The organism is Streptococcus australis (assembly GCF_003943615.1).
Taxonomy (GTDB): domain Bacteria; phylum Bacillota; class Bacilli; order Lactobacillales; family Streptococcaceae; genus Streptococcus; species Streptococcus australis_C.
This window is the reverse complement of the sequence record NZ_RJPZ01000002.1, coordinates 183420-206016: the sequence shown is the minus strand read 5'-3', so window position 1 is coordinate 206016 and position 22597 is coordinate 183420. Positions and strand designations below refer to the sequence as shown.

Below are 22597 nucleotides of genomic sequence, written 5' to 3'. Positions count from 1 at the left end.
TTATGTCTACATTTTTGACAATTTTATTGATTATCCTTGCTTTCTTTGGTGGGATGTTGGCAGGTATGTACCTACTTCGTAAGCAGTTTGAAAAAGAATTTGCATCAAACCCACGCTTGAATGTTGAAGCGGTTCGTACTTTATTGGGAGCTAGCGGACAACGTCCAAGTGAAGCGAAGGTACAACAAGTATACCGTCAAATTTTGAACCAACAAAAAGCATCTTTGAACACGAAGAAGAAATAAAAGCAAGACTGATTACACAATAAAATAAGTAGGGGGACTTTAAGATTTTTCTTGGTCCCTTGTTTTGAAAGGAAGGCAGATGGACAATCGACCAATTGGTTTTTTGGATTCGGGTGTCGGAGGGTTAACCGTTGTACGCGAATTGATGCGGCAACTACCCCATGAAGAGGTCGTCTATATTGGTGATTCTGCCAGAGCACCATACGGCCCGAGACCAGCAGATCAAATTCGTGACTATACTTGGGAGATGGTTCGTTTTCTCCTAACGAAAAATGTGAAGATGATTGTTTTGGCCTGTAATACAGCGACAGCTGTTGTATGGGAAGAGGTAAAAGAAGCCTTGGATATCCCCGTTTTAGGAGTGATTTTACCAGGAGCTTCCGCAGCGATCAAGGCGACGAGAAGCAAACGAATTGGCGTTATTGGGACACCGATGACGGTCGCCTCAGATATTTACCGTAAGAAGATTCAAAGCCTGTCACCAGAAATGGCAGTTGAGAGTTTAGCCTGTCCGAAATTTGTCCCTCTGGTTGAATCCAATGAGTTGCAGTCCAGTGTTACAAAAAAAGTCGTCTATGAAACCTTGAAACCCCTTGCCGGGAGGGTAGATACGCTGGTTTTGGGCTGCACCCATTACCCTCTTCTTCGTCCTATTATCCAAAATGTCATGGGGCCAGAGGTTCAATTAATTGATAGCGGGGCAGAGTGTGTCCGGGATATCTCGGTCTTACTCAACTACTTTGAGATTAATCGCAGTCGCCAATTGGAGGATTGCTACCATCAATTTTATACAACGGCTAATGCAGCCAGTTTTGCAGCGATTGCCAAGACTTGGTTGCATCAAGTCGTTCATGTGGAGCATGTAGAATTATGAACCAAAAGATATATGAATACAAAGATGCCTTAAATTGGTTTTTAGCTGAATGGGGAGATCGGAGTGACTATAACGAATATAGTGAAGTCTCTTCAGAAGCTTCTGAGCTTGTTGACTTAGTAGAATCACTAGTTGGAGACACAGACTTGGGCTTCCCCCTGAATCTTACAGTTGTCCGTTATGCCTCTAGTTTGCAGTTTTTGACCTTCCTCTTTCAAATCGTGGAGGAAACACTAGGCCGGAAAATTGAAATCGTGCAACGGCAAGGAGCACTTCTCATTGTAGAAGGAGAACGCTTGCTCTCTGTTTATCTGCCAAAGAATGGTCTTCCACTTGCAGATTTTTTGGGGCAGGAAGGCCTTAAGGATCGCTTGCTAATCGCTACTCGGAATGAAGGAAAAACCAAAGAGTTTCGTCATATTTTTGAGCAAATGGGCTTTGAAGTGGAGAATCTCAATGATTATCCTGATCTTCCAGAAGTAGATGAAACAGGAATGACTTTCGAAGAAAATGCTCGCCTAAAAGCTGAGACGATTTCACAGTTAACAGGGAAAATGGTGTTGGCGGATGATTCAGGACTCATGGTCGATATCCTTGGGGGCTTACCAGGTGTCTGGTCTGCTCGCTTTGCAGGTGTAGGAGCGACCGACCTAGAGAACAATGCTAAGCTCTTACATGAGCTGGCGATGGTCTTTGAATTGAAGGATCGGTCAGCAAAATTTCATACAACCTTAGTGGTTGCCAGTCCTGGTAAGGAAAGCCTTGTTGTGGAGGCGGATTGGCCAGGATACATCAATTTTGAGCCAAAAGGTGAAAATGGGTTTGGCTATGATCCCCTCTTTCTAGTTGGAGAAACAGGTAAGACATCTGCCCAACTAACTCTAGAGGAAAAGAATCAACAATCGCATCGAGCTTTAGCCGTAAAGAAATTAGTGGAGGTATTCCCAGCATGGCAGAACAAGTAATCATCGTCATGAGCGATTCTCATGGTGATTGTCAGATCGTAGAAGAGATCAAAAACCACTATAACGGAAAGGTCGATGCCATTTTTCACAACGGGGATTCTGAGTTAGAAAGTACCGATCCTGTATGGGAAGGCATTCATGTTGTCAAAGGGAACATGGACTTTTATGGGGAGTACCCGGAACGTTTGGTGACGCAATTGGGTCCTACTCGGATCATTCAAACCCATGGCCATCTTTTCCAAATTAATTTTAGTTTTCAAAAGTTAGATTTGTGGGCCCAGGAAGAAGATGCAGATATCTGCCTCTATGGCCATCTGCATATTCCGGATGCTTGGAAGGAAGGGCGTACCCTTTTTCTGAACCCTGGGTCAGTCAGTTTACCGCGGGGGCCCATTCAAGAGTGCCTCTATGCTAAAGTGGAAATTGATGCAGATTCCTATCGAGTTGAATTTTTAAATCGGAAACATGAGGTGTATGAACCTCTTACAAAGGAGTTTGATCGATGATCGCTAAGGAATTTGAGGAATTTATACTTCGAGAAGAAAAAACTTTTTTGACTCCAGCGCGCAATTTAGCTGTCTTGATTGATACGCACAATGTGGATCATGCTATCTTGGTGCTCAGTCAAATTAGCTACACTCGTGTTCCTGTTGTGACCGATCAGATGAAGTACGTAGGGACGATTTCTTTAACAGACATTCTTTCTTACCAAATGAAACATGATTATTCTGATGACGTCTTTTCATCCATGGACATCGTTCATATGACAAAAAAGGATGGAGAGCGCTTAGGGAAAGATTATACTGTGACAGAAGTCTTGCATAAGTTGGTAGAGGAATCCTTTCTACCGGTTGTTTCAGAAGATGGAGTCTTTGAAGGAATCATTACTCGAAAATCCATTTTAAAAGCCATCAACTCCCTCATGCACAATTTCTCAAATGAATATGAGATGAGGAAAATATGAAAGAATACATAGCTAGTTTTATCAAAGAAAAAGACTTAAGTGAAAATTCGCAGGCGGCCTATTCTTATGATTTGGATCAGTTCGTGGATACAGTTCATAACCATGTCTCAGATACCAATCTTCGAATTTATCAAGCTTCGATTAAGGATTTTAAACCAGCTGTTCAAAAACGGAAGCTTTCTGCCGTCAATCAATTTCTATTTTATCTTTATCAACATCAGGTTATTGAGGATTATCATCGCTTGGTCCTTCCAAAAGTCTCTGTGTCCAAGAGCCACGATCAAGAGCTATTGGATTTATCCCTTTTGTGGGAAGGGTCAGACCTATCCCAAGGACGCTTGATTGCCCTCTTGATTGTCGAGATGGGCTTGTTGCCTAGTGAAATTCTTCAGTTGAAAATCGTTGATATTGAACTCGATTTTCAGGTTTTACGAGTAGGGAAAGAAGGACAGAAACGGGTCTTGCGCATTCCGGATGCTCTTCTAGGAGAGTTGACAGATTTGATGACTGGGACTTATTTATTTGATAACAAGGGTAAGGCCTATTCGCGTCAGTGGGGCTTCCGTCAATTAGAGTCTTTCCTATTGGAAAAAGGGTTTGAAAATCTTTCGGCGCAATCCTTACGGGAACAATATATTTTAAAACAAAGAGAACAGGGGATGGATCTGTTTAGCATCGCCCGAGAGCTAGGTTTAAAAACCCTAGTAACCTTAGAAAAGTATAAGTAATGGATATTAAAATAAAGGATTTTGAAGGTCCCTTGGATCTTCTCTTACACCTCGTTTCAAAATACCAGATGGATATTTATGAGGTTCCTCTGATTGAGGTGATCGAGCAGTACTTGGCCTATCTGACGACCCTTCAAGCAATGCGCCTAGAGGTCGCTGGTGAATACATGCTGATGGCCAGTCAGTTGACCTTGATTAAGAGTCGGCGTCTCCTTCCAAAAATTGCGGAGCAAGTAGCTGATGAAGAAGATTTAGAACAGGACCTCCTGTCTCAAATCGAAGAGTACCGGAAGTTTAAATTATTGGGTGAAAAGATGGCCCTTCAACACGAGGAGAGAGCCCAGTACTTTTCAAAACCCAAAACGGAATTAGTCTATGATGATGCAGAATTGGTCCATGATAAGACCACGATTGATCTTTTCTTAGCCTTTTCAAAATTGTTGACGAAAAAGAAGGAAGAATTTCGACAAAATCATACGACCATTGTTCGAGATGAGTATAAAATTGAAGACCTGATGAATGAGGTTCGTCGCTTGTGTCAGCCTGGCAAGAGAATCTTGCTCCAAGATATTTTTGAAGAAGCCAAAGATGTGAACGAACTGATTACTGTCTTTTTGGCAACTTTGGAGTTGATTAAAGTACAAGAAGTTGAGGCTCTTCAAGACGAACCATTTGGAGATATTATTTTAGTAGGATTAAAGAATGAGTAAAATTGCAGAGATGGAGGCTCTCTTGTTTGTTGCAGGAGAAGATGGTTTAACGGTGAGGCAGATTGCAGACCTCCTATCCCTTCCTCCCACAGGGGTGATTCAAAGTTTAGAAAAAATGGCCCAAAAGTATGAGCAGGATCAGGATTCTAGTATGGCCTTGTTGGAGACAGCATCAACTTATAAATTAGTGACCAAGTCCCAATATGCAGAGCTGTTACGCGAGTATTCAAAGTCACCAATGAATCAAAGTCTCTCTCGTGCTGCCTTAGAAACTTTGTCTATCATTGCTTATAAACAGCCGATTACTCGGATTGAAGTCGATGATATTCGTGGAGTGAACTCTAGTGGGGCCATTTCAAAATTACTTTCTTTTGAGTTGATTCGAGAAGATGGGAAGAAAGAAGTCATTGGGAGACCCAATCTCTATGTGACGACAGATTACTTTTTGGATTACATGGGGATTAACCACTTAGACGAGCTACCAATTGTTGAAGAGACTGAGTTAATCGGTCAAGAAAGCCAATTATTTACAGAAAGAACTGAGGAAATTGATGAGAATTAACAAATATATTGCTCATGCTGGTGTCGCAAGCCGCCGCAAAGCAGAGGAATTGATTAAGCAAGGCCTTGTCACTGTAAATGGTCAAGAGGTCCGTGAATTGGCGACGACGATCAAGTCTGGAGACAAGGTAGAAGTAGAAGGTCAACCGATTTACAACGAAGAGAAGGTTTACTATCTCTTAAATAAACCAAGAGGCGTCATTTCCAGTGTATCAGATGATAAAGGGAGACCAACTGTTATTGATTTATTACCGCAAGTCAAGGAACGGATTTATCCTGTCGGTCGCTTGGACTGGGATACTTCTGGGGTCTTGATTTTGACCAATGATGGTGATTTCACGGATGAAATGATCCATCCGCGTAATGAGATCGATAAGGTTTATGTTGCGCGTGTGAAGGGATTGGCGAATAAAGAAAACTTGCGTCCCTTGACACGTGGTGTGACCATTGATGGCAAAAAGACCAAGCCAGCAACCTATGAGATTCTAAAGGTTGACCCAGAAAAGAATCGCTCGGTTGTCCAATTGACCATCCATGAAGGACGCAATCACCAGGTTAAGAAGATGTTTGAAGCTGTTGGCCTCTTAGTGGATAAATTGTCCCGGACCCAATTTGGAAATCTAGACGTTTCTGGACTTCGCCCTGGTGAATACCGCCGACTCAATAAAAAAGAAATCAGCCAATTGCACACTCTGGCAGTGACAAAAACGAAAAAATAATGAAGAAATGTGCAATCGGACTTGTTCGTCTCTATCAACGCTTTCTTTCGCCCCTTTTTCCGCCTTCCTGTCGCTATTCTCCTACCTGTTCCAACTATATGATTCAGGCTATTGAACGGCATGGATTAATAGGGATTCTGATGGGGCTTGCTCGGATTCTCCGTTGCCATCCCTGGAGCAAGACGGGAGTGGATCCAGTTCCAGATCATTTCAGTCTGAAAAGCCACCTAGAAGAGGAAGAGAAAGGCAAAAATTAAGATCGAACATACTTTAATCAAAAGTCTCACTCAGAGCAAAGAAAAAGAGAGTGGGGCAGAAATCGGTCATTGGTTAGAATTTGATTTCGTCGTCCCACCTCCGCACAGTTGAGTAGGGCTGTAAAAGCTGATGAAATCAGCGTAGTAGAGCCCACACAACCACTGCGTCTTGCTCGACAATCCAAAGACAATAAAGAGGCTAGGACTTTTGTCCCAGCCTCTTTTGTTTTTTTAGCGGTCTGACCAAGTGCGTGGCATAAAGAGCAGTAACATAGGGTAGATTTCCAACCGTCCTGCAATCATGGCGATCGATAGTAAGAGCTTAGAGATTGGGCTAAAGATAGCAAAGGTATCCGTTGTTCCAATCATCGGTCCGATATTGTTAAAGCAACTAAAGACAGCGCTGACGACCGTCATAAAATTATTGCTATCAAAGCTGACAATCGCAATGAGAGAGATCATAATCAAGGTATAGACTACGAAGTATTTTAAGATTTTGTGCTGGGTATCCTTATCCAAGGCTGTGCCATTCACATGCAGGGTCATCACCCGATTGGGTGAGAGGGTCGAACGAATTTGATTCTTCCCGATTCGAGCTAGAATTAAGAAACGAATGACTTTCAGCCCCCCTGCAGTTGAGCCAGCCGATCCACCAACCACCATGAGCATGAGGAGGAGGAACTGAGAAAAGAGCGGCCAATCAACAGTGTTGCCAAAACCAAATCCAGTCGTGGTAATGACGTTGGACACTTGGAAAAAGGACATTTCGAAACTATCTGCAAAATTGTGATAGAGGTGAAAAATGTTGCAGGCAATCAGTAGGGAAGAGACACCGACAATCATTAAATAGGTACGAAGTTCTTCATCGCCGAAAAAGGCTTTGAACTTGCGAAGCATGATGTAGTAGTAAAGGTTAAAGTTAACCCCAAAGACCAAGACTCCGAAACTGACCAAATAAGTGATGAGAGTCGAATGGTAGTGGGCAATTCCATCGTTAAAGACGGTGAAACCACCAGTTCCGGCTGTCCCCATGGCAATGATAAAACTATCATACAGGGGCATGCCAGCACAGAAGTAGATAATGACGAAGAGGAAGAAGAGGGCCAGATAGAGATAGTAAAGGATTTGAGCTGTATTCTTGAGTTTGGATACAATTTTACCAAATACCGGGCCAGGAACTTCTGCCTTCATCACTTCGAGGTGGCTGTTCTTATTATTGTCCATAATCGCTAGGGCAAAAACCAGCACCCCCATCCCTCCGATTAAGTGGGTAAAACTACGCCAGAAGAGAAGAGAAGGGCTAAGGACAGAGACGTCATTTAAAATGGTAGCCCCTGTGGTTGTGAAGCCAGAGCTAACCTCGAAAAATGCATCAATGATGTTTGGAATTTGTCCTGAGAAGACAAAGGGGAGAGCACCGAAGAAGGACCAGAGGATCCAACACAAAGCTACAATGAGAACGCCTTCTTTGGCGTAGATGTGAAAATCTTTGGGCTTGAATAAGGTACCAATTCCTCCAAGGATGAGGAGGATGGCAATGGTTGCAAATAGAGAGATAAAGACAGCCGGACTATCTTTCACAACAAAATCATTCTTTAGATTGAGGAGTGCAACGACAATCGGAACACAAAGCAACATGGCTTCAATCAAAAGGAGTTTTGCTAAAAGGTAGCGAATCATACTTTTATTCATGGCTTACCCCTCTATCAAATCATAGATTTTCGTGATATTGCTGATTAAGGTGGTAACGATAATTCGGTCCCCAATCAAGAGGTGATCATCCCCAGTTGGGAAAATGGCTTTCCCATTTCGGATAATGGCCGCTATCAGAACACCTTTTTTCAATTTCAATTGAGCCAAAGGCTTGCCAGTCATCTTATTTTCTTCTCGAATCTGGAATTGAAGGGTTTCAATTTGACCATTGGCAACGTGGTGCAAGGCTTCAAGATTCGAATAACGGGCATTGTAGCGTCCGCGGATGAAATGCATGATCGTATCAACTGCGATTCCTTTGGGTGTCACAATACTTGAAAAATCTTGACGATCAATGATTTCAAGTAAGCTGGTTCGATTGACCTTGGTAATATTCTTTTGTACACCAATACTATTTAGGAACATGGAAGAGATAATGTTTTCTTCATCGACGCCCGTTAAGGTTGCCACAGCATCAAAGTTACCTGCGCGTTCCTCCATGAGGATATCTTTTGATGTCCCGTCACCTTGGATGACATAGAGGTCGGGGAATTCTTGACTAAACCATTCTGCTCGTTTTTGGTCGATTTCAATGACTTTTAAGTCGATTTTTCGTTTATTATTACTAAGAATATTCAGAAGATAGTAGGATATCTTGCCAGCACCAATGAGGAGGAGACTTTTAACAACCTGAGGACGAATACTATTGTGGAAATTCACGATTTCCACTCGATTTCCCGTCATAAAAATCTTATCAAAGGCTTGTAAAGTGAAGTCCCCATCTGGAATAGTTAACTGTCCTTGTCGTTCGATAGCACAGATAATAATGTTTCCATATTTCTTCCTGAATTGAGAAAGGGTCATCTGACAGAGAGGGCTTTCCTCTTTGATTATAAATTCCATAAAAGCGACCCGTCCACTAGCAAAATGCTCAACAGACAAGGCGTTTGGAAAGTCAATACTGTTAGCAATGTAGCGAGCTGCTAGAAGCTCAGGATTGACGACTAGAGAGAAGCCAAGAATATTTTTTTCTTTGAAATAAGAATTTGAGTATTCTGGATTCCGGACGCGGACAACGGTCTCTTTGGCTCCCATTTTCTTAGCCAAAACGGCAGATACCATATTGACTTCGTCTTGCTCTGTCAGGGCGACAAAAATATCGCAGTCAGCCACATCTGCTTGTTCTAGAATTTTAAAGTTGGCACCATTTCCAACAATACCAATGATATCGTAGCGTTTGGTAATATGATTAACAACGGCTTCATCTTGTTCAATCAAGATGACATCGTGATTTTCCGCGACGAGGGAACGACAGAGGGCTGTTCCGACCTTACCGCCTCCAACTACAATAATTTTCATGAATATTTCCTCCAAAGTATGATTCTATCTTACTCTATTTTCAAAAAAAAATCACCTCTTAATGGTGCAAATAGGGCATAAAGAGCCAGAGTCTCTTCAATACATGAAAGAGAATGTAAAAAAGTGAAATTTTTGGGCCGAAATAGTTGACAGGAGGGATGAAAGTGGTATACTGATACAGTAACCTCATTGATTTACCTCAAACCTGTTGTGAGTTAAGTTAATGAAGTCGTAACCACGCTGTTTGCTGAGCTTGACTCCGGGCAGTGTGGCTATTTTTTTGTCGGAAAAGAGATCGTGATGAATATCGAAGAATTAGCTTATACAGAAACCAAATCAAAAAACCATGTAGTCCTCTATCAACCTCAAATCCCCCAAAACACAGGCAATATCGCTCGCACTTGTGCAGCTACCAATGCCCCTCTTCACATCATCCGTCCCATGGCCTTCCCTATTGATGATCGGAAGATGAAACGAGCTGGATTGGATTATTGGGATAAGTTAGACGTCCGCTTCTACGATAGCTTGGAAGAATTTATGGAGGCTGCGGCTGGAGGAAAGGTTCACCTAGTATCAAAATTTGCTGATCGAACCTATTCGGAAGTAGCCTACAATGATGATGCAGAGCATTATTTCATTTTTGGTCGTGAGGACAAAGGATTACCAGAGAATTTTATGCGACTCCATGCTGAAAAGGCGATTCGGATTCCGATGAATGATGAGCATGTCAGAAGCTTGAATGTCTCCAATACCGTGTGCATGATTGTTTACGAAGCCCTCAGACAACAGGAATTTGCTGGATTAGAGCTAGTCCATCAGTATGAGGGAGACAAGTTGAAGTAGGAAGAGGCTCTTTACAACAGGGACTTCGTTGTAACTTTTGATATTACAAAACACTTGCAATAGCAGGTGTTTTTTGATATGATAAAGGAGTCTTCAGGGCAGGGTGTGATTCCCGACCGGCGGTGACTTTTACTAGCTATTTTGGCTTACTCGTCGTTGTCTTGTCTCGATATACGATAGTATTATCTTCGACTGCAACGCCTAGATTAATCCAAAATATCTTCGTAAAAGAAGTCCGCGAGCGCAAGCTGATGTGGTGCGATTCCACAACCGACAGTATAGTCTGGATGGGAGAAGACGAGAGAGGAACAAACCTGTTCTTATTGACGATTGACTTGATGGAAATGTTCTTGATTTTATAAGAAACCAGTCTTCGAGCTGTTTTCTTGTAGCATCCTGATATCTGTAGTCAAGTACCAAGAAACTTTTTAAGTTTTCTTTAAAACGATTCGAATAGAATATGGGTAAGGGAATCTTTCCAACTTCTTCTAATTTTAGTAAAAATTGGAGGAACCTATGATGACAAATACTCGTAAACTGACCCTAGTGGCTGTTTTATCGGCACTTTCTTTTCTATTGATGTTTTATCAACTATCAATAGGGATTGATTTTTTAAAGGTTGACTTTAGTACGATTCCAATCTTACTCGCCTTAGTTTTGTTAGATTTGAAGAGCTCATTTGTGGTGATTTTGATTCGATCTGTTCTCAAGTTAGTTCTGAATGGTCGAGGAGCTGAGACCTTGGTTGGCTTACCTATTAATATCATTGGTGTTTTAGTCTTTGTCTTAGCATTTGCAGTCATTTGGAATAAGAAGAAAAACACAGGGCGATTTGTGATAGCTAGTCTAGTTGGGACCATTGCTTTAACCCTTTCCATGCTCCTAGTTAATTATTATTATGCCATCCCTCTCTATGCTAAATTTGTCGGTTTTGACATAGCGAAGATGGTCGGAGTTGAAAAGTATCTTCTCAGTATGGTTGTTCCCTTTAATCTAATAGAAGGACTGATTTGGGCTGTTACCTTCTGGATGGTTTACACCGTCGTACAGCCCATACTTAAAATCTATGAAAAATAAACAATCTCATTTCTTAAAGGGCTCTTTTGCCCTTTTGTTATTTATGATTCTGGGCTATGTAGTCAAATTTTATCCGGAAAATTTAGTCGGAATTGATCAACCGATCCAATCGGCTATTCGCGGGGATTTACCAGCCTATCTGACGGCCTTCTTTACCCGTGTAACAGTGCTGATGAACACACCAGTTGTCACATTTTGGGTTGGCGTCATCGTCCTCTTCTTTGTCTGGAAGAAATGGTATACAGAGGCCCTACTCCTCACAGGAAGTTTAGTTACAACTGGATTACTGGTTGTGATTCTGAAGCATATTTATCTGCGTCCACGGCCAGCTCTTCAACACTTGGTCCAAGAAGGGGGCTATTCTTTTCCAAGTGGCCACTCCTTGGCAGCCACCCTCGTATTTGGTAGTTTGATCATTGTGGTAGGGCAACGGATGACCTCTCAAGTCGGGAAAGTCCTAGCTCAGCTTGTCCTCTTCCTTTGTATGGCGACCATTGTCCTTTCGCGTGTCTATGTTGGGGTTCATTACCCGACTGACGTGACAGGAAGTATGCTTTTAGGATTCGGTCTTTTGCAAATGGTCTTCCCTTATTACGATCGTTTGCGTTTTGAATGGCGCTTTAAGAGTAAGCAGAAGTAAAGTATGAAAGATCTATTTGAAGAAAAGGTTTTAAAGGTCCTGGCTCATATTCCAATAGGATGTGTAGCGACCTATGGACAAATCGCCCAACTCATTGGCTATCCTCGCCATGCCCGGCAGGTCGGCAAGGTTTTGGCCACTTCTAAAAAGGCTGTGGCCTATCCCTGTCATCGGGTCGTAACATCTACTGGTCGCCTGGCTCCTGATTGGGAAGAGCAAGGCACGCTTCTCTGGGCAGAAGGGGTGGAATGCAAATCCAACGGTTGTGTCGATCTTAAGAAATACAAGTGGAAAGCAGAGGAAACTCAACTTTGAGTTCACTCTGCTTTTTTGCTATAATGAGGGGTATGAAATCCTATACGACTTTAAATGATTATTATCGAACCCTATTTGGAGAAAAGACCTTCAAAGTCCCGATTGATGCGGGCTTTGACTGTCCCAATCGTGATGGAACTGTTGCTCGTGGGGGCTGTACCTTTTGTACGGTTTCTGGTTCTGGAGATGCCATTGTGGCACCAGATGCTCCCATTCGGGATCAGTTTTACAAAGAGATTGATTTTATGCACCGCAAATGGCCAGATGTGAAAAAGTATTTAGTGTATTTTCAAAATTTCACCAATACCCATGAATCCGTCGATGTCATTCGTGAACGCTATGAGCAAGCCATCAATGAACCGGGTGTTGTAGGGATTAACATCGGGACACGGCCAGACTGCTTGCCAGATGAAACGTTAGCCTACCTAGCAGAATTGACAAAGCGAATGCATGTGACCATTGAGCTAGGCTTGCAGACGACCTATGAAGCGACATCTGAATTGATTAACCGTGCTCATAGTTACGAGCTCTATGTAGAAACGGTCAAGCGGATTCGTCATCAGGTTCCCAAGGCTGAGATTGTTTCGCATTTGATCAACGGTCTTCCAGGGGAGACGCATGAGATGATGGTAGAGAATGTCCGCCGTTGTGTAACAGACAACGATATCCAGGGCATTAAATTACACCTGCTCCATCTGATGACCAATACTCGGATGCAACGGGACTACCATGAAGGGCGATTGCAATTGATGAGTCAGGAGGGATACGTATCGGTCATCTGTGACCAGCTAGAGATTATTCCCAAGGAGATTGTCATCCACCGGATTACAGGAGATGCTCCACGAGAGATGCTGATAGGCCCAATGTGGAGTCTCAATAAGTGGGAAGTTCTGAATGCTATTGAAACAGAAATGCGTCGTCGAGGAAGTGTTCAAGGCTGTAAACTAGGAAAATTGGAGGAGTAGGATGTTGCGACCATTAGAAATGGCCCATGATTTTCTTAGGGAAGTCATTACGGATCAAGATACCGTCGTTGATGCGACTATGGGCAATGGGCATGATACCCTTTTCTTGGCGAAACTAGCCAGAGAAGTTTATGCATTTGATATTCAAGAGCAGGCCTTGGTCCATACGCAGAATCGTTTGGAAGAAGCAGGTCTTTTCAATGCCCACCTTCTTTTGAAGGGGCATGAAGAGGTGGATCGCTATGTAGATCAGGTCAAGGCCGCTATCTTCAATTTAGGCTATCTTCCTTCAGCAGACAAGTCGATCATTACCAAGCCCAGGACAACGATACAAGCCATCGATAAGCTATGTCACCTCCTGGTCAAAGGGGGCCGGATAGCCATCATGATCTATTATGGTCATGAAGGTGGAGACTTAGAAAAAGATGCTGTCTTGGATTTTGTCTCTCAACTTCCCCAACAAGAATATACTGTTACTAGTTATCGGACTCTCAATCAAATTAATCATCCACCATTTTTGGTGATGATCGAAAAATTAGAAAGTTACCGCCATGGATAAAGAATTTTTAAAAAATAAAATTGAAGCCCTTCGCCACGATTTTGTGGAGTCAACGTCTCATGAACGTGCTGTCGGTTTTTTGGATGAAGCACGGATGAGCAAAAAGATGATCAAAATCAAGAAGAAGCTGGTCTCTCTTGAAATGGAACGTTGCCAGAAGAAAATTGAGCACAAGGATCTGACAAAGATTGATCAAAAGATCCAAGAACAAAAACAACTCTTTGAGGACTGTTGTAACCAACGATCAGGAGGATAAGGGATGGAAATTCTTGTATATGCCATTGTCTTTTCCCTAATCCTGATTGTCTCCAATGCGACCAATAAGTTGATTCCGACCTTGCCCCTTCCCTTAATCCAGATCGTCCTTGGGATTGGGATTGGCTTTCTCTTACCCAATGCGGAGTATCACTTAGATACCGAGCTCTTTTTGGCTTTGGTTATTGGTCCCCTCCTCTTTCGAGAGGCAGAAGAAGCGGATATTACTTCTATTCTCAAGCACTGGCGCATAATCGCCTTTTTAATCTTCCCAGTTATTTTTATTTCGACCCTTAGCTTGGGATGGTTGGCTCATCTCTTGTGGCTAGGAATTCCACTAGCTGCCTGTATGGCAGTTGGGGCAGCACTCGGTCCGACAGATTTGGTGGCCTTTGCCTCCCTTTCGGAACGCTTTACCTTCCCTAAACGGGTCTCCAACATTTTAAAAGGAGAAGGCTTGCTCAACGATGCTTCAGGTTTGGTGGCTTTTCGAGTAGCTCTGGCTGCTTGGACCACTGGAGTCTTCTCCTTGGGACAGGCTAGTTGGGACTTGGTAATCTCTATTTTGGGAGGTTTTGCAGTAGGGATTGTAACAGCGGCCGTCAATCGTGGACTTCAAAAATTATTGTTGAGTGTTCGGGCGACAGATATTGCCAGTGAGCTCATTTTAGAATTGAGTCTTCCCTTGATAACCTTCTTTATTGCAGAAGAGATCCATGTGTCAGGGATTATTGCGGTTGTCGTGGCGGGCATCCTAAAGGCTAGTCGGTTTAAGAAAATTACCCTACTAGAAGCTAAAGTCGATACGGTGACCCATACGGTTTGGAATACAGTCAATTTTGTCCTCAATGGATCCGTCTTTGTCCTTTTGGGGATGGAGCTTGAGATGATTTCTGAGCCAATTCTTAGGACCCCCTTTTACAACAATCTGCTCTTGATTGTGACCGTTCTCTTATTGACGGGATTCCTATTCCTGATTCGCTTTTTGATGGTGTATGGATTTTACTGGTACCGTGGTTTCCGATTGAAAAAATCCATTGATAAGTATCTGAAAGATGCCCTCTTGTTGACCTTTTCGGGAGTTAAAGGAACGGTGTCCATCGCGACCATTCTCTTGATACCGACGCAGCTAGAAGCAGAATACCCAGTTCTCTTGTTTTTAGTAGCCGGGGTAACCTTGTGTAGTTTTTTAATCGGACTCCTCATCCTACCGAAGCTCTCCGAAGACAAAGAGGAATCCAATGATCATTTGATGCACATTGCTATCTTAAACGATGTCGTCATGCTATTGGAGAAGGAGTTGACAGTGACCAAGCAGAAGGGGCCTCTCTATGCGGCTATTGATAATTATCATGTGCGGATAGAAAATATGATTCTCAATCAGGAGGATAAGGCCACTCAAAGAGACTGGGAGCAACTGAAACTCCTTATTCTCAGTATCGAGAACGATGGCTTGGAACAAGCCTATGAAGAAGGAAAGATTCGAGATAGAAGCTACCATGTCTATCAACGTTATCTCAGAGCCATGGAGCAGAAGGTCAACCGCAATCTTTCATCACGCCTGACCTATTATTTCTTGGTGCTCTTCCGCCTAATCCGACTCCTTTTCCACGAAGTGTTGACCTTTGGATCAGGTATTCGGGCATGGAAAAATGGAGAAAATTATAAGCTCGAAGCGATCGATTATGATCAGATTGCCGCCTTGTATTTGGCGAATACGGAAATTATTATCGAGAGTTTGGAAAATCTAAAAGGGGTTTATCGCAGTAGCCTGGTTTCTTTCCTTCAAGAATCACGCCTGCGTGAAACGTCTTTGATTACCAGTGGAGCCTTTGTAGAGCGGGTTATCAATCGGATCAAGCCCAATAATATTGATGAGATGCTAAGAGGCTATTACCTGGAGAGAAAACTCATTTTCGAATATGAGGAGCAGCATTTGATTTCGGCCAAGTATGCACGTCGCATGCGGCAAAATGTCAACGAATTGGAAAACTATTCCTTGAAAGAAAGTGCCAATACTCTACCATATGATATGATCAATTACGCTCGAAATCGATAAAAAATGACAGTTCTATCTAAGATAGAAGAAGAAAAGAGATTGGTGACGTTTGTCCCAATCTCTTTCTTATTTGTATTAGTAGGCTGATGATTACTGGTCAGGCTGAATGTAATAGCGATCTTCCCCGATAGGAATCAGCTGGACCTTTCCCCCATAAAAAGCTGATAGAGTTTCTTGGGTGAGAATTTCCTCCTTAGGCCCTTGGGCAAAACTTTGTCCCTCCTTGAGGAGAAGGACATGACTAAAGGACTTGGTGATTTCCTCTGCATGGTGGGTGACAAAGAGAATGGTCGGTGCCTTTTCCATCTGTTTGATCTGGTGGATCAGCTGAAAGATGGCTTCCCGAGCAAACAAGTCGAGCCCACTTGATGCCTCGTCAAAGATGAGAAGATCGGGTTCTTCCATGAGACTACGGGCGATAAGAATCGTCTGTTTTTCCCCTTGAGAGAGGGTCCTGTATTTTCGCCCAATCAAAGAAGTAGCACCGATGCGACGCAACATGGACCGAGCTTCTTCGAGTTCCTTCTCTCCATAAGTTGTATAGAGGATGCTACTCTTGTATTTCCCAGTGAGGACAATTTCTTCTGGGGATAGAGATTCAGGGATGCGCTCAGAAATAAAGGAGCTAACCACTCCAATTCGCTTGCGGAGCTCAGGGATACCCCCTTGTCCAAATTGCGTCCCGAGCACAGAAATCTCTCCTTCTGTTTTCCAGTATTCTGCCATTAAGAGACGAAGGAGGGTCGATTTACCAGCACCATTCAGTCCAAGGATGGCCCAGGTTTCCCCTTTTTTAACAGTCCAATTTAAATGGGAAAGGAGGTTTTTTCCTTCTTTTCTTAGAGTGACATCTTTCAGTTCAATTAAGCTTTCTTTCATCTTTTTAACCTTTATAAAAATATTCTCTATTTTATCATAAATATGATAAAATAGCAGATAGGAGGAAAGGGATGTTTCATAAAAGTAAATTATTTTTCTGGACCTGTGAAGTCTTATTATTAACGATTATATTCTATATTTGGGGAAGTATGGGAAGCCTCATCTCTCCATTTGTATCTGTTCTGAATACCATTATTCTTCCGTTTTTGATTGCTGGTTTCTTGTATTATATCACCAATCCCATCGTAGAATTTTTGGAAAAGAAATTTCATCTGAATCGAATTTGGGGCATTCTATTAACCTTGGTAACCCTTTTTGGATTGATTATTTATGGGATTGTTTATATCTTGCCTATTTTGATCAATCAGTTGACAAGCTTGATTAATTCAACCCAAGGTTTGTATTGGGAAGTGCAAAGTTTTGTAACGAAGTTATCTAAGAATCCAGCCTTTCAGAGTATCAATATTCAATCAACCATTCAGCAGTTAAACCTGTCTTATGTGGATATTCTACAAAATATCTTAAATAGTGTGACCAATAGTTTAGGTAGTGTGGTATCAACGATTGTGAATACACTCTTCATTCTGGTGATGACACCGATATTCCTGGTTTACTTCTTGATTGATGGGAAGAAGTTGCTACCGATGTTAGAGCGGACGATCCTGAAAAATGACCGGCGGAATATTACCTCTCTCTTAGTGAGTCTCAACCAAACAGTTTCTCGCTATATTAGTGGGATTTCTATCGATGCTTTAATCATCGGGACTTTAGCCTTTATTGGCTACAGTTTTATCGGTTTGAAGTATGCCTTGGTCTTTGCCATTTTCTCAGCCTTGGCCAACCTCATTCCTTATATTGGACCGACAATCGGCTTGATTCCCATGGTGGTCACTTATGCTTTTACCGATTTCAATATGATGGTTAAAGCAGTCATCTTCATGTTGATTGTTCAACAAATCGATGGAAACATCCTTTATCCACGGATTGTCGGAGGCGTAATGAAGGTGCATCCCATTACGATCATGGTCCTCTTGCTCTTATCCAGTAACATCTATGGTGTAATTGGAATGATTGTGGCGATTCCGGTTTATTCGATTGGTAAAGAGATTGTAAAATTTCTCGCAGCCTTGTATGAAAATCATAAAAAGACACAAGAGCAGCGCAAGCAGGAAGAATTTGGGATTATTAATAAATCCTAACAGAATAAACAAGAGGCTGGGATAAAAGTCCTAGCCTCTTAATTGTCTTTGGATTGTCGAGCAAGACGTAGTGGTTGAGTGGGCTCTACTACGCTGATTTCATCAGCTTTTACAACCCTACTCAACTGTGCGGAGGTGGGACGACGAAATCGAATTCTAACGAATGACCGATTTCTGTCCCACTCTCTTTTGAATATAGACTTAGAAAGGATAGGCAAAGTACTTGAATCGTAAACCTTTACCTTTCCTTTAAGAAAATATGTTATAATGAATTAGTAATGATACAAAATCAAGGAGTTTCTATAAGATGATAGAATTGCTTGCCAAAAAGCAACGACGCCAAATGCGTTTGCTAGAAACATTAATTCGAGAGAAGCGCTGGTTTCATTTGAAGGAACTCGCTGAAATGTTAGATTGTACAGAACGCTCATTAAAAGAGGATCTTTCAAATTTACGAACGGTCTTTAATGAGTTCTTGATTGAGTCTTCGACAAATGGCATTAAGATCAGCTATGATGATTCGGTTGGGATCGAGGTGGTCTACCATCACTTTTTTAAAGAATCTACAGCTTTCTCCCTCTTGGAATACTTGTTCTTTCATAAGGACGTTTCCAGTGACTTAATTTGTAGACGATATGATCTCAGTCAACAATCGTTTTATCGCTTGATTCGAAACATCAACCAAATTATTCAGGAAAAGTACAATATTCGAATCACCTTGAATCCTCTAAATGTCGTGGGAGACGAAGTCGATATTCGCTTTTTCTATTCCCAATATTTTGCAGAGCGGTATTATTATTTAGAGTGGCCATTTCCAGATATCAGAGAACAAGTCATCATTGATTTCATCACCTTCTTCTATAAATTGACGGAAATCCCACTGACTTATTCGGTCTTCCATTCTTATAAAATTATGCTGACGGTGTATCTTTACCGGATTAAGCAAGGTTATCGAATTGAAGGGGCCAATAATTTTGAACAATACGCCTATCTCTATCAAGAGCTTCCAAAAATCAATGAGATGCTTCGTTATTTTGGTTTGCAACTGGGTGTAGAATTTAACGAAGAAACCATTGAACAGCTCTTTATTATCTTCCTGCAGAAACGCTTCTATTTTACTCCACAGGGTCTGATTGATGCTACAGAGGAAGATGCTGTTACAAAAAAATCCTATATTTTAGCCTCTCAATTTCTTGATCACCTGAGTGAATCTTATGGTTTAGAACTTGAGAATTATGAAGAGATGATCATGCATATTCACAACACCTCCCATTTGGAGCGACGTGAAATCTTTGGTGAATTTCTCCTCTATGATACCAAGAGTTATACCAATGAGGATTATCGAACCCTATTCCCAAAATTTTATCAGGATGTTGAAACGGGCTTGTATCACTATCTCAAAGAGATGGGCTTTCATGAAAATCCTGAAAATCTCAAGCATCAGGTTTATACCGTATTTTCACATTGGGAAAATCTATTGCCTCAACTCCTAAGGAGACGGACGGCTGTTAAGGTCTTAATCATTAGCCGATACGATGACCACCATGCCAAGTCCATGATTGATTTCTTAAAATTTTATTGTACGGATAACTTTGAGTTTTCACAGGTCATCAAGCACGACTTTAATCTTCATGAACTAGAGCACACCGAATATGATGTCATTGTTGCCAACTTTATGATTCCAGATATAAAAGGGAAAAGATTTATTTGTACAAGTAGTTTAACCCTTTTGGAACTTGTAGAAAAACTGAATGTACTCTTTTATGATTTCACACGATCTGGAGTATAATGAAGCCTTCCCTCCTCTTTTAGGAGGGAAATTTTTGCGACTATGCACCATTTTAAAAAATATGATATAATGGGCATTATTACTATACATTGAGGAGAAGATCCATGGAAGACCCTGGCAGTCAGGATTTAATACTGCAATTTGTTTTACTATTTGTATTGACCTTATTAAATGCTTTTTTCTCTGCAACGGAGATGTCGATGGTATCGCTGAATCGTTCTCGGGTAGAGCAAAAAGCGGAGGAAGGCGATAAGAAATATATTCGTCTCTTAAAGGTATTGGAAAATCCAAACCACTTTTTATCTACGATTCAGGTTGGTATCACCTTGATTACCATCTTGTCTGGGGCAAGTCTAGCCGATGATCTCGGGAAAGTAATAGCTTCCTGGATTGGAAATACGGAGACAGCGCGTGCGATCGCTAGTTTCCTCTCATTGGCTTTTCTGACCTATATTTCGATTGTATTTGGTGAGTTATATCCCAAGCGTATTGCCATGAATCTGAAAGATAGCTTGGCTATTCGGACGGCTCCAATTGTTATTTTACTAGGGAAAATCGTTAGCCCCTTTGTCTGGCTTTTATCGGCATCAACGAATCTGGTTAGTCGTCTGACCCCTATGCAATTCGATGATGCAGACGAAGAGATGTCACGAGATGAGATTGCCTATATGTTGGCTAAGAGTGAAACGAGTCTGGATGCTGACGAGATTGAAATGTTGCAAGGGGTCTTTTCACTAGATGAGCTGATGGCGCGTGAGCTAATGGTTCCTCGTACGGATGCCTTTATGGTGGATATCCAAGATGATACCAGAGAAATCATCGAAAGTATCTTAAAACAGAATTTTTCTCGCATTCCTGTCTATGATGATGACAAGGACAATGTTATTGGTCTCATCCATACCAAACGCCTGCTCAATGAGGGCTTTGTAAATGGCTTTGATAACATCGTTCTTCGAAAGATCCTTCAGGAACCTCTCTTTGTACCGGAAACGATCTTTGTGGATGACCTCTTAAAGGAGCTCCGAAATACACAAAAACAGATGGCTATTTTGCTCGATGAGTATGGAGGAATGGCTGGTCTAGTAACTTTGGAAGACCTTCTCGAGGAAATTGTCGGTGAAATTGATGATGAAACCGATAAGGCTGAAAATGATGTGTTTGAAATTGAACCCAACCTCTATATTGTTCAGGGGATTGTGACCTTAAATGACTTCAATGAGTATTTTGATGTGAAGCTGGAAAGTGATGATGTGGATACCATTGCAGGCTACTACCTGACTGGTGTCGGACGAATTCCAGGGCACAAAGAGCGCTTGAGTTTCGAAGTAGATAGCATGAAGAAACATTTGATCCTTACAAATGATAAGGTAAAAAATGGTCGTGTCACTAAGGTCAAGGTTGAGGTTAGTGACCTAGTCGATGAAGATGAGCAAGCGACAAAAGTTCAAGAATAAGAGTATGAAATCAGGGGTTTTCCCTGATTTTTTATGCTTATTTTAGTCAGGTTTGCATCTCCTATTAAATTCCTTTATAATAAAATTACTAAAGGTTAGAAGGAGATAGCAATGAAACAAGAAGAATGGTTAGCAGAGTTTGAGAGAGTCCATGGTCGATCGGCCACTCAAGAGGAAATACAACAAGCATTTGGTATGTTTGGAAGCCCAGAAACACAAGTGGCTCCAGATACGCCGTTAAATCCAATTCAATCTCCATTTGAAGGGGCAGCACCTGTTTCTAATCAAGGACAATTTGGGGGGTCCTTACCGTTTCCAGAACAAGCCAAATTTGGAGGCGCAACACCGGCTCCAGAACAAGCTAAATTTGGAGATGCAACACCAACTCCGGAACAAACGCAGTTTGGAGGTGCGACGCCAACTCCAGAACAAACGCCATTTGGAGGTGCGACCCAGGCCCCAGAACAAACACAGTTTGGAGGTCCAGCTCCGACCCAAGCCCCATTTGGAGGTGCAAGTCCAGCTCCAAATCAATTCCAAGATGGAACAAGTCCGTTTCAACAACAAGGACAAGCTTTTGGTCAAGGTGGAATCCAGCCACAAGTTCCTGTTCAGGAGTCCGCTCAAGCAGGAGGAACCTTCTCGCCCTATAACAATTCTCAGATGCAGGGAGGCTATCCAAACAATGGGCAACTAAATTATCAGACTAATTCCCCGTATATGGGCCAAGGTCCAATGCCAGTGAAGAAGTCTAAAAAAGGGCTTATTATTGGTTTATGTAGTCTAGCTACCGTTGCAGTTTTGTTTGTGCTTGCCTTTTTCTTATTTGCTAAAAATCCAAATAGTATTCAAGGGAAATGGTCAGCTACTCCTGAAATGAAAAAGACAATGAAGTCTGCTTTTTCAGGCACCTTCTCTACGACATCAGATATTTCTAGTGAATTTGTAAAAGATGTGGATATGATCGTAGAGGTAAAAGGGAAAAAAGTAACCATCAGTGTGATTGGTAAGATTGATTTCAAAGGAGCTGCAAAGGAACTCTATGATGATGGGGACAATGATTTTTACTCTGTTGAGGATGCCTTAGACTATATTCAAGAAAACAGTGAGAATTCCTATTTAGAGGATATGGGACTTGAAATCGATGTGAAAAAAGGCACTCTTAAAATGGTAGCCTTTGAAGGTGAGGTGGATGAAAAAGATCACCGATTCATTCAGGATGAAGATGCGAGTCATTTCCTTCAATACGACCTCAAGTATAAAATTGAAAATGGAACGCTGAAAGTTTCCGTGGATGGAAATGATTATGGAATAGAATACTCCTTTAAAAAATAAGATATTCGCTCATTTAGTGCCCTCATCGGGCACTCTTTTTGTTTGGTAACGAAGAAAAAATAAGATAATTAAAAAAATTCTGAATTTAGTCTTGACAGTCTGAAAAAATTTCGGTAAGATAGTCAACATAAAAAACGAAAGCAGAATCTTATGA

The 22597-nt window shown here is 41.8% G+C and carries 25 protein-coding genes and 1 riboswitch; of the genes, 22 read left to right on the top strand and 3 right to left on the bottom strand.

All coding sequences use genetic code 11. The annotated features are described in order from the left end of the window. Positions 1-2: 2 nt before the first annotated feature. From D8785_RS02880 to yidD, 10 genes are all read left to right on the top strand, one after another. Positions 3-245, top strand: coding sequence for a YneF family protein (locus tag D8785_RS02880; protein ID WP_006595782.1), 243 nt, complete (start codon positions 3-5; stop codon positions 243-245). 79 nt (positions 246-324) lie between these two features. Then, entirely contained in the window at positions 325-1119 is a 795-nt protein-coding gene (gene racE, locus D8785_RS02875) for a glutamate racemase (protein ID WP_125374423.1), read from the top strand. Further along, positions 1116-2084: a nucleoside-triphosphate diphosphatase gene (locus D8785_RS02870; RefSeq protein ID WP_125374422.1), complete on the top strand. Its 969-nt coding sequence runs from the start codon at positions 1116-1118 to the stop codon at positions 2082-2084. Before racE ends, D8785_RS02870 begins: the two co-directional genes overlap by 4 nt. Then, entirely contained in the window at positions 2069-2590 is a 522-nt protein-coding gene (locus D8785_RS02865) for a metallophosphoesterase (protein ID WP_125374421.1), read from the top strand. The genes D8785_RS02870 and D8785_RS02865 overlap by 16 nt, the downstream gene beginning before the upstream one ends. Next, a complete protein-coding gene (gene cbpB, locus D8785_RS02860; protein ID WP_125374420.1) occupies positions 2587-3048 on the top strand; it encodes a cyclic-di-AMP-binding protein CbpB in 462 nt (153 codons plus the stop codon). The genes D8785_RS02865 and cbpB overlap by 4 nt, the downstream gene beginning before the upstream one ends. After that, positions 3045-3776 carry a site-specific tyrosine recombinase XerD gene (gene xerD / locus D8785_RS02855; RefSeq protein ID WP_125374419.1) on the top strand — a complete coding sequence of 244 codons (732 nt, stop codon included), beginning with the start codon at positions 3045-3047 and terminating at the stop codon, positions 3774-3776. The genes cbpB and xerD overlap by 4 nt, the downstream gene beginning before the upstream one ends. Then, positions 3776-4486, top strand: coding sequence for a segregation/condensation protein A (locus D8785_RS02850; protein WP_125374418.1), 711 nt, complete (start codon positions 3776-3778; stop codon positions 4484-4486). The genes xerD and D8785_RS02850 overlap by 1 nt, the downstream gene beginning before the upstream one ends. Next, on the top strand, positions 4479-5048 hold the full coding sequence (gene scpB, locus D8785_RS02845) for an SMC-Scp complex subunit ScpB (protein WP_125374417.1): 570 nt from the start codon (positions 4479-4481) through the stop codon (positions 5046-5048). The genes D8785_RS02850 and scpB overlap by 8 nt, the downstream gene beginning before the upstream one ends. Continuing rightward, a complete protein-coding gene (locus D8785_RS02840; RefSeq protein WP_125374416.1) occupies positions 5038-5766 on the top strand; it encodes a pseudouridine synthase in 729 nt (242 codons plus the stop codon). Before scpB ends, D8785_RS02840 begins: the two co-directional genes overlap by 11 nt. Continuing rightward, entirely contained in the window at positions 5766-6023 is a 258-nt protein-coding gene (yidD, locus tag D8785_RS02835) for a membrane protein insertion efficiency factor YidD (RefSeq protein WP_125374415.1), read from the top strand. Before D8785_RS02840 ends, yidD begins: the two co-directional genes overlap by 1 nt. 231 nt (positions 6024-6254) lie before the next feature. Here the strand turns inward: yidD and D8785_RS02830 are convergent, their stop codons facing one another. Beyond that, positions 6255-7715, bottom strand: a complete 1461-nt coding sequence (locus tag D8785_RS02830; protein ID WP_125374414.1) for a TrkH family potassium uptake protein — start codon at positions 7713-7715, stop codon at positions 6255-6257. A 3-nt stretch (positions 7716-7718) separates the two neighbouring features. After that, a complete protein-coding gene (trkA, locus tag D8785_RS02825; RefSeq protein ID WP_125374413.1) occupies positions 7719-9074 on the bottom strand; it encodes a Trk system potassium transporter TrkA in 1356 nt (451 codons plus the stop codon). A gap of 300 nt (positions 9075-9374) precedes the next feature. On the opposite strand from trkA, the gene D8785_RS02820 reads away from it, so the two are divergent. The 8 genes from D8785_RS02820 to D8785_RS02785 all read left to right on the top strand — a co-directional run bounded on the left by D8785_RS02820 (position 9375) and on the right by D8785_RS02785 (position 15787). After that, a complete protein-coding gene (locus tag D8785_RS02820; protein WP_125374412.1) occupies positions 9375-9917 on the top strand; it encodes a tRNA (cytidine(34)-2'-O)-methyltransferase in 543 nt (180 codons plus the stop codon). 85 nt (positions 9918-10002) lie between these two features. After that, a riboswitch (FMN riboswitch) is annotated at positions 10003-10220 on the top strand. Between the two features lie 216 nt (positions 10221-10436). Next, positions 10437-10994 carry an ECF transporter S component gene (locus D8785_RS02815; protein ID WP_125374532.1) on the top strand — a complete coding sequence of 186 codons (558 nt, stop codon included), beginning with the start codon at positions 10437-10439 and terminating at the stop codon, positions 10992-10994. Next, entirely contained in the window at positions 10984-11634 is a 651-nt protein-coding gene (locus tag D8785_RS02810; protein ID WP_125374411.1) for a phosphatase PAP2 family protein, read from the top strand. Before D8785_RS02815 ends, D8785_RS02810 begins: the two co-directional genes overlap by 11 nt. A gap of 3 nt (positions 11635-11637) precedes the next feature. Further along, complete coding sequence (locus D8785_RS02805; protein WP_023027145.1) at positions 11638-11949, top strand: MGMT family protein; 312 nt, start codon at positions 11638-11640, stop codon at positions 11947-11949. A 23-nt stretch (positions 11950-11972) separates the two neighbouring features. Then, complete coding sequence (gene mnmL, locus D8785_RS02800) at positions 11973-12914, top strand: tRNA modification radical SAM protein MnmL/YtqA (RefSeq protein WP_125374531.1); 942 nt, start codon at positions 11973-11975, stop codon at positions 12912-12914. A gap of 1 nt (position 12915) precedes the next feature. Then, positions 12916-13473: a tRNA 5-(aminomethyl)-2-thiouridylate-methyltransferase MnmM gene (gene mnmM, locus D8785_RS02795; protein ID WP_125374410.1), complete on the top strand. Its 558-nt coding sequence runs from the start codon at positions 12916-12918 to the stop codon at positions 13471-13473. Further along, positions 13466-13729, top strand: a complete 264-nt coding sequence (locus tag D8785_RS02790; RefSeq protein WP_125374409.1) for a hypothetical protein — start codon at positions 13466-13468, stop codon at positions 13727-13729. The genes mnmM and D8785_RS02790 overlap by 8 nt, the downstream gene beginning before the upstream one ends. Before the next feature lie 3 nt (positions 13730-13732). Next, positions 13733-15787: a cation:proton antiporter gene (locus tag D8785_RS02785; protein ID WP_125374408.1), complete on the top strand. Its 2055-nt coding sequence runs from the start codon at positions 13733-13735 to the stop codon at positions 15785-15787. Positions 15788-15877: 90 nt separating this feature from the next. On the opposite strand, the gene D8785_RS02780 is transcribed toward D8785_RS02785, so the two are convergent. After that, complete coding sequence (locus D8785_RS02780; RefSeq protein WP_185759614.1) at positions 15878-16666, bottom strand: ABC transporter ATP-binding protein; 789 nt, start codon at positions 16664-16666, stop codon at positions 15878-15880. Between the two features lie 71 nt (positions 16667-16737). On the opposite strand from D8785_RS02780, the gene D8785_RS02775 reads away from it, so the two are divergent. From D8785_RS02775 to D8785_RS02755, 4 genes are all read left to right on the top strand, one after another. Further along, complete coding sequence (locus D8785_RS02775) at positions 16738-17865, top strand: AI-2E family transporter (protein ID WP_125374406.1); 1128 nt, start codon at positions 16738-16740, stop codon at positions 17863-17865. A gap of 307 nt (positions 17866-18172) precedes the next feature. Beyond that, the gene (locus D8785_RS02765; RefSeq protein WP_125374405.1) at positions 18173-19654 is read left to right on the top strand and encodes a M protein trans-acting positive regulator PRD domain-containing protein; all 1482 of its coding nucleotides are present in this window, start codon (positions 18173-18175) and stop codon (positions 19652-19654) included. A 104-nt stretch (positions 19655-19758) separates the two neighbouring features. Continuing rightward, positions 19759-21108 (top strand): hemolysin family protein, encoded by a 1350-nt coding sequence (locus D8785_RS02760; RefSeq protein ID WP_125374404.1) that lies wholly within the window; start codon positions 19759-19761, stop codon positions 21106-21108. A 111-nt stretch (positions 21109-21219) separates the two neighbouring features. Beyond that, positions 21220-22443 carry a hypothetical protein gene (locus D8785_RS02755; RefSeq protein ID WP_125374403.1) on the top strand — a complete coding sequence of 408 codons (1224 nt, stop codon included), beginning with the start codon at positions 21220-21222 and terminating at the stop codon, positions 22441-22443. Positions 22444-22597: the final 154 nt, after the last annotated feature.

What these genes read in the sequence shown, in the direction of transcription:
- D8785_RS02880 (WP_006595782.1), top strand. Translation starts at nt 3, where the DNA reads ATGTCTACATTTTTGACAATTTTATTGATTATCCTTGCTTTCTTTGGT.
- racE (WP_125374423.1), top strand. Translation starts at nt 325, where the DNA reads ATGGACAATCGACCAATTGGTTTTTTGGATTCGGGTGTCGGAGGGTTA.
- D8785_RS02870 (WP_125374422.1), top strand. Translation starts at nt 1,116, where the DNA reads ATGAACCAAAAGATATATGAATACAAAGATGCCTTAAATTGGTTTTTA.
- D8785_RS02865 (WP_125374421.1), top strand. Translation starts at nt 2,069, where the DNA reads ATGGCAGAACAAGTAATCATCGTCATGAGCGATTCTCATGGTGATTGT.
- cbpB (WP_125374420.1), top strand. Translation starts at nt 2,587, where the DNA reads ATGATCGCTAAGGAATTTGAGGAATTTATACTTCGAGAAGAAAAAACT.
- xerD (WP_125374419.1), top strand. Translation starts at nt 3,045, where the DNA reads ATGAAAGAATACATAGCTAGTTTTATCAAAGAAAAAGACTTAAGTGAA.
- D8785_RS02850 (WP_125374418.1), top strand. Translation starts at nt 3,776, where the DNA reads ATGGATATTAAAATAAAGGATTTTGAAGGTCCCTTGGATCTTCTCTTA.
- scpB (WP_125374417.1), top strand. Translation starts at nt 4,479, where the DNA reads ATGAGTAAAATTGCAGAGATGGAGGCTCTCTTGTTTGTTGCAGGAGAA.
- D8785_RS02840 (WP_125374416.1), top strand. Translation starts at nt 5,038, where the DNA reads ATGAGAATTAACAAATATATTGCTCATGCTGGTGTCGCAAGCCGCCGC.
- yidD (WP_125374415.1), top strand. Translation starts at nt 5,766, where the DNA reads ATGAAGAAATGTGCAATCGGACTTGTTCGTCTCTATCAACGCTTTCTT.
- D8785_RS02830 (WP_125374414.1), bottom strand. Translation starts at nt 7,715, where the DNA reads ATGAATAAAAGTATGATTCGCTACCTTTTAGCAAAACTCCTTTTGATT.
- trkA (WP_125374413.1), bottom strand. Translation starts at nt 9,074, where the DNA reads ATGAAAATTATTGTAGTTGGAGGCGGTAAGGTCGGAACAGCCCTCTGT.
- D8785_RS02820 (WP_125374412.1), top strand. Translation starts at nt 9,375, where the DNA reads ATGAATATCGAAGAATTAGCTTATACAGAAACCAAATCAAAAAACCAT.
- D8785_RS02815 (WP_125374532.1), top strand. Translation starts at nt 10,437, where the DNA reads ATGACAAATACTCGTAAACTGACCCTAGTGGCTGTTTTATCGGCACTT.
- D8785_RS02810 (WP_125374411.1), top strand. Translation starts at nt 10,984, where the DNA reads ATGAAAAATAAACAATCTCATTTCTTAAAGGGCTCTTTTGCCCTTTTG.
- D8785_RS02805 (WP_023027145.1), top strand. Translation starts at nt 11,638, where the DNA reads ATGAAAGATCTATTTGAAGAAAAGGTTTTAAAGGTCCTGGCTCATATT.
- mnmL (WP_125374531.1), top strand. Translation starts at nt 11,973, where the DNA reads ATGAGGGGTATGAAATCCTATACGACTTTAAATGATTATTATCGAACC.
- mnmM (WP_125374410.1), top strand. Translation starts at nt 12,916, where the DNA reads ATGTTGCGACCATTAGAAATGGCCCATGATTTTCTTAGGGAAGTCATT.
- D8785_RS02790 (WP_125374409.1), top strand. Translation starts at nt 13,466, where the DNA reads ATGGATAAAGAATTTTTAAAAAATAAAATTGAAGCCCTTCGCCACGAT.
- D8785_RS02785 (WP_125374408.1), top strand. Translation starts at nt 13,733, where the DNA reads ATGGAAATTCTTGTATATGCCATTGTCTTTTCCCTAATCCTGATTGTC.
- D8785_RS02780 (WP_185759614.1), bottom strand. Translation starts at nt 16,666, where the DNA reads ATGAAAGAAAGCTTAATTGAACTGAAAGATGTCACTCTAAGAAAAGAA.
- D8785_RS02775 (WP_125374406.1), top strand. Translation starts at nt 16,738, where the DNA reads ATGTTTCATAAAAGTAAATTATTTTTCTGGACCTGTGAAGTCTTATTA.
- D8785_RS02765 (WP_125374405.1), top strand. Translation starts at nt 18,173, where the DNA reads ATGATAGAATTGCTTGCCAAAAAGCAACGACGCCAAATGCGTTTGCTA.
- D8785_RS02760 (WP_125374404.1), top strand. Translation starts at nt 19,759, where the DNA reads ATGGAAGACCCTGGCAGTCAGGATTTAATACTGCAATTTGTTTTACTA.
- D8785_RS02755 (WP_125374403.1), top strand. Translation starts at nt 21,220, where the DNA reads ATGAAACAAGAAGAATGGTTAGCAGAGTTTGAGAGAGTCCATGGTCGA.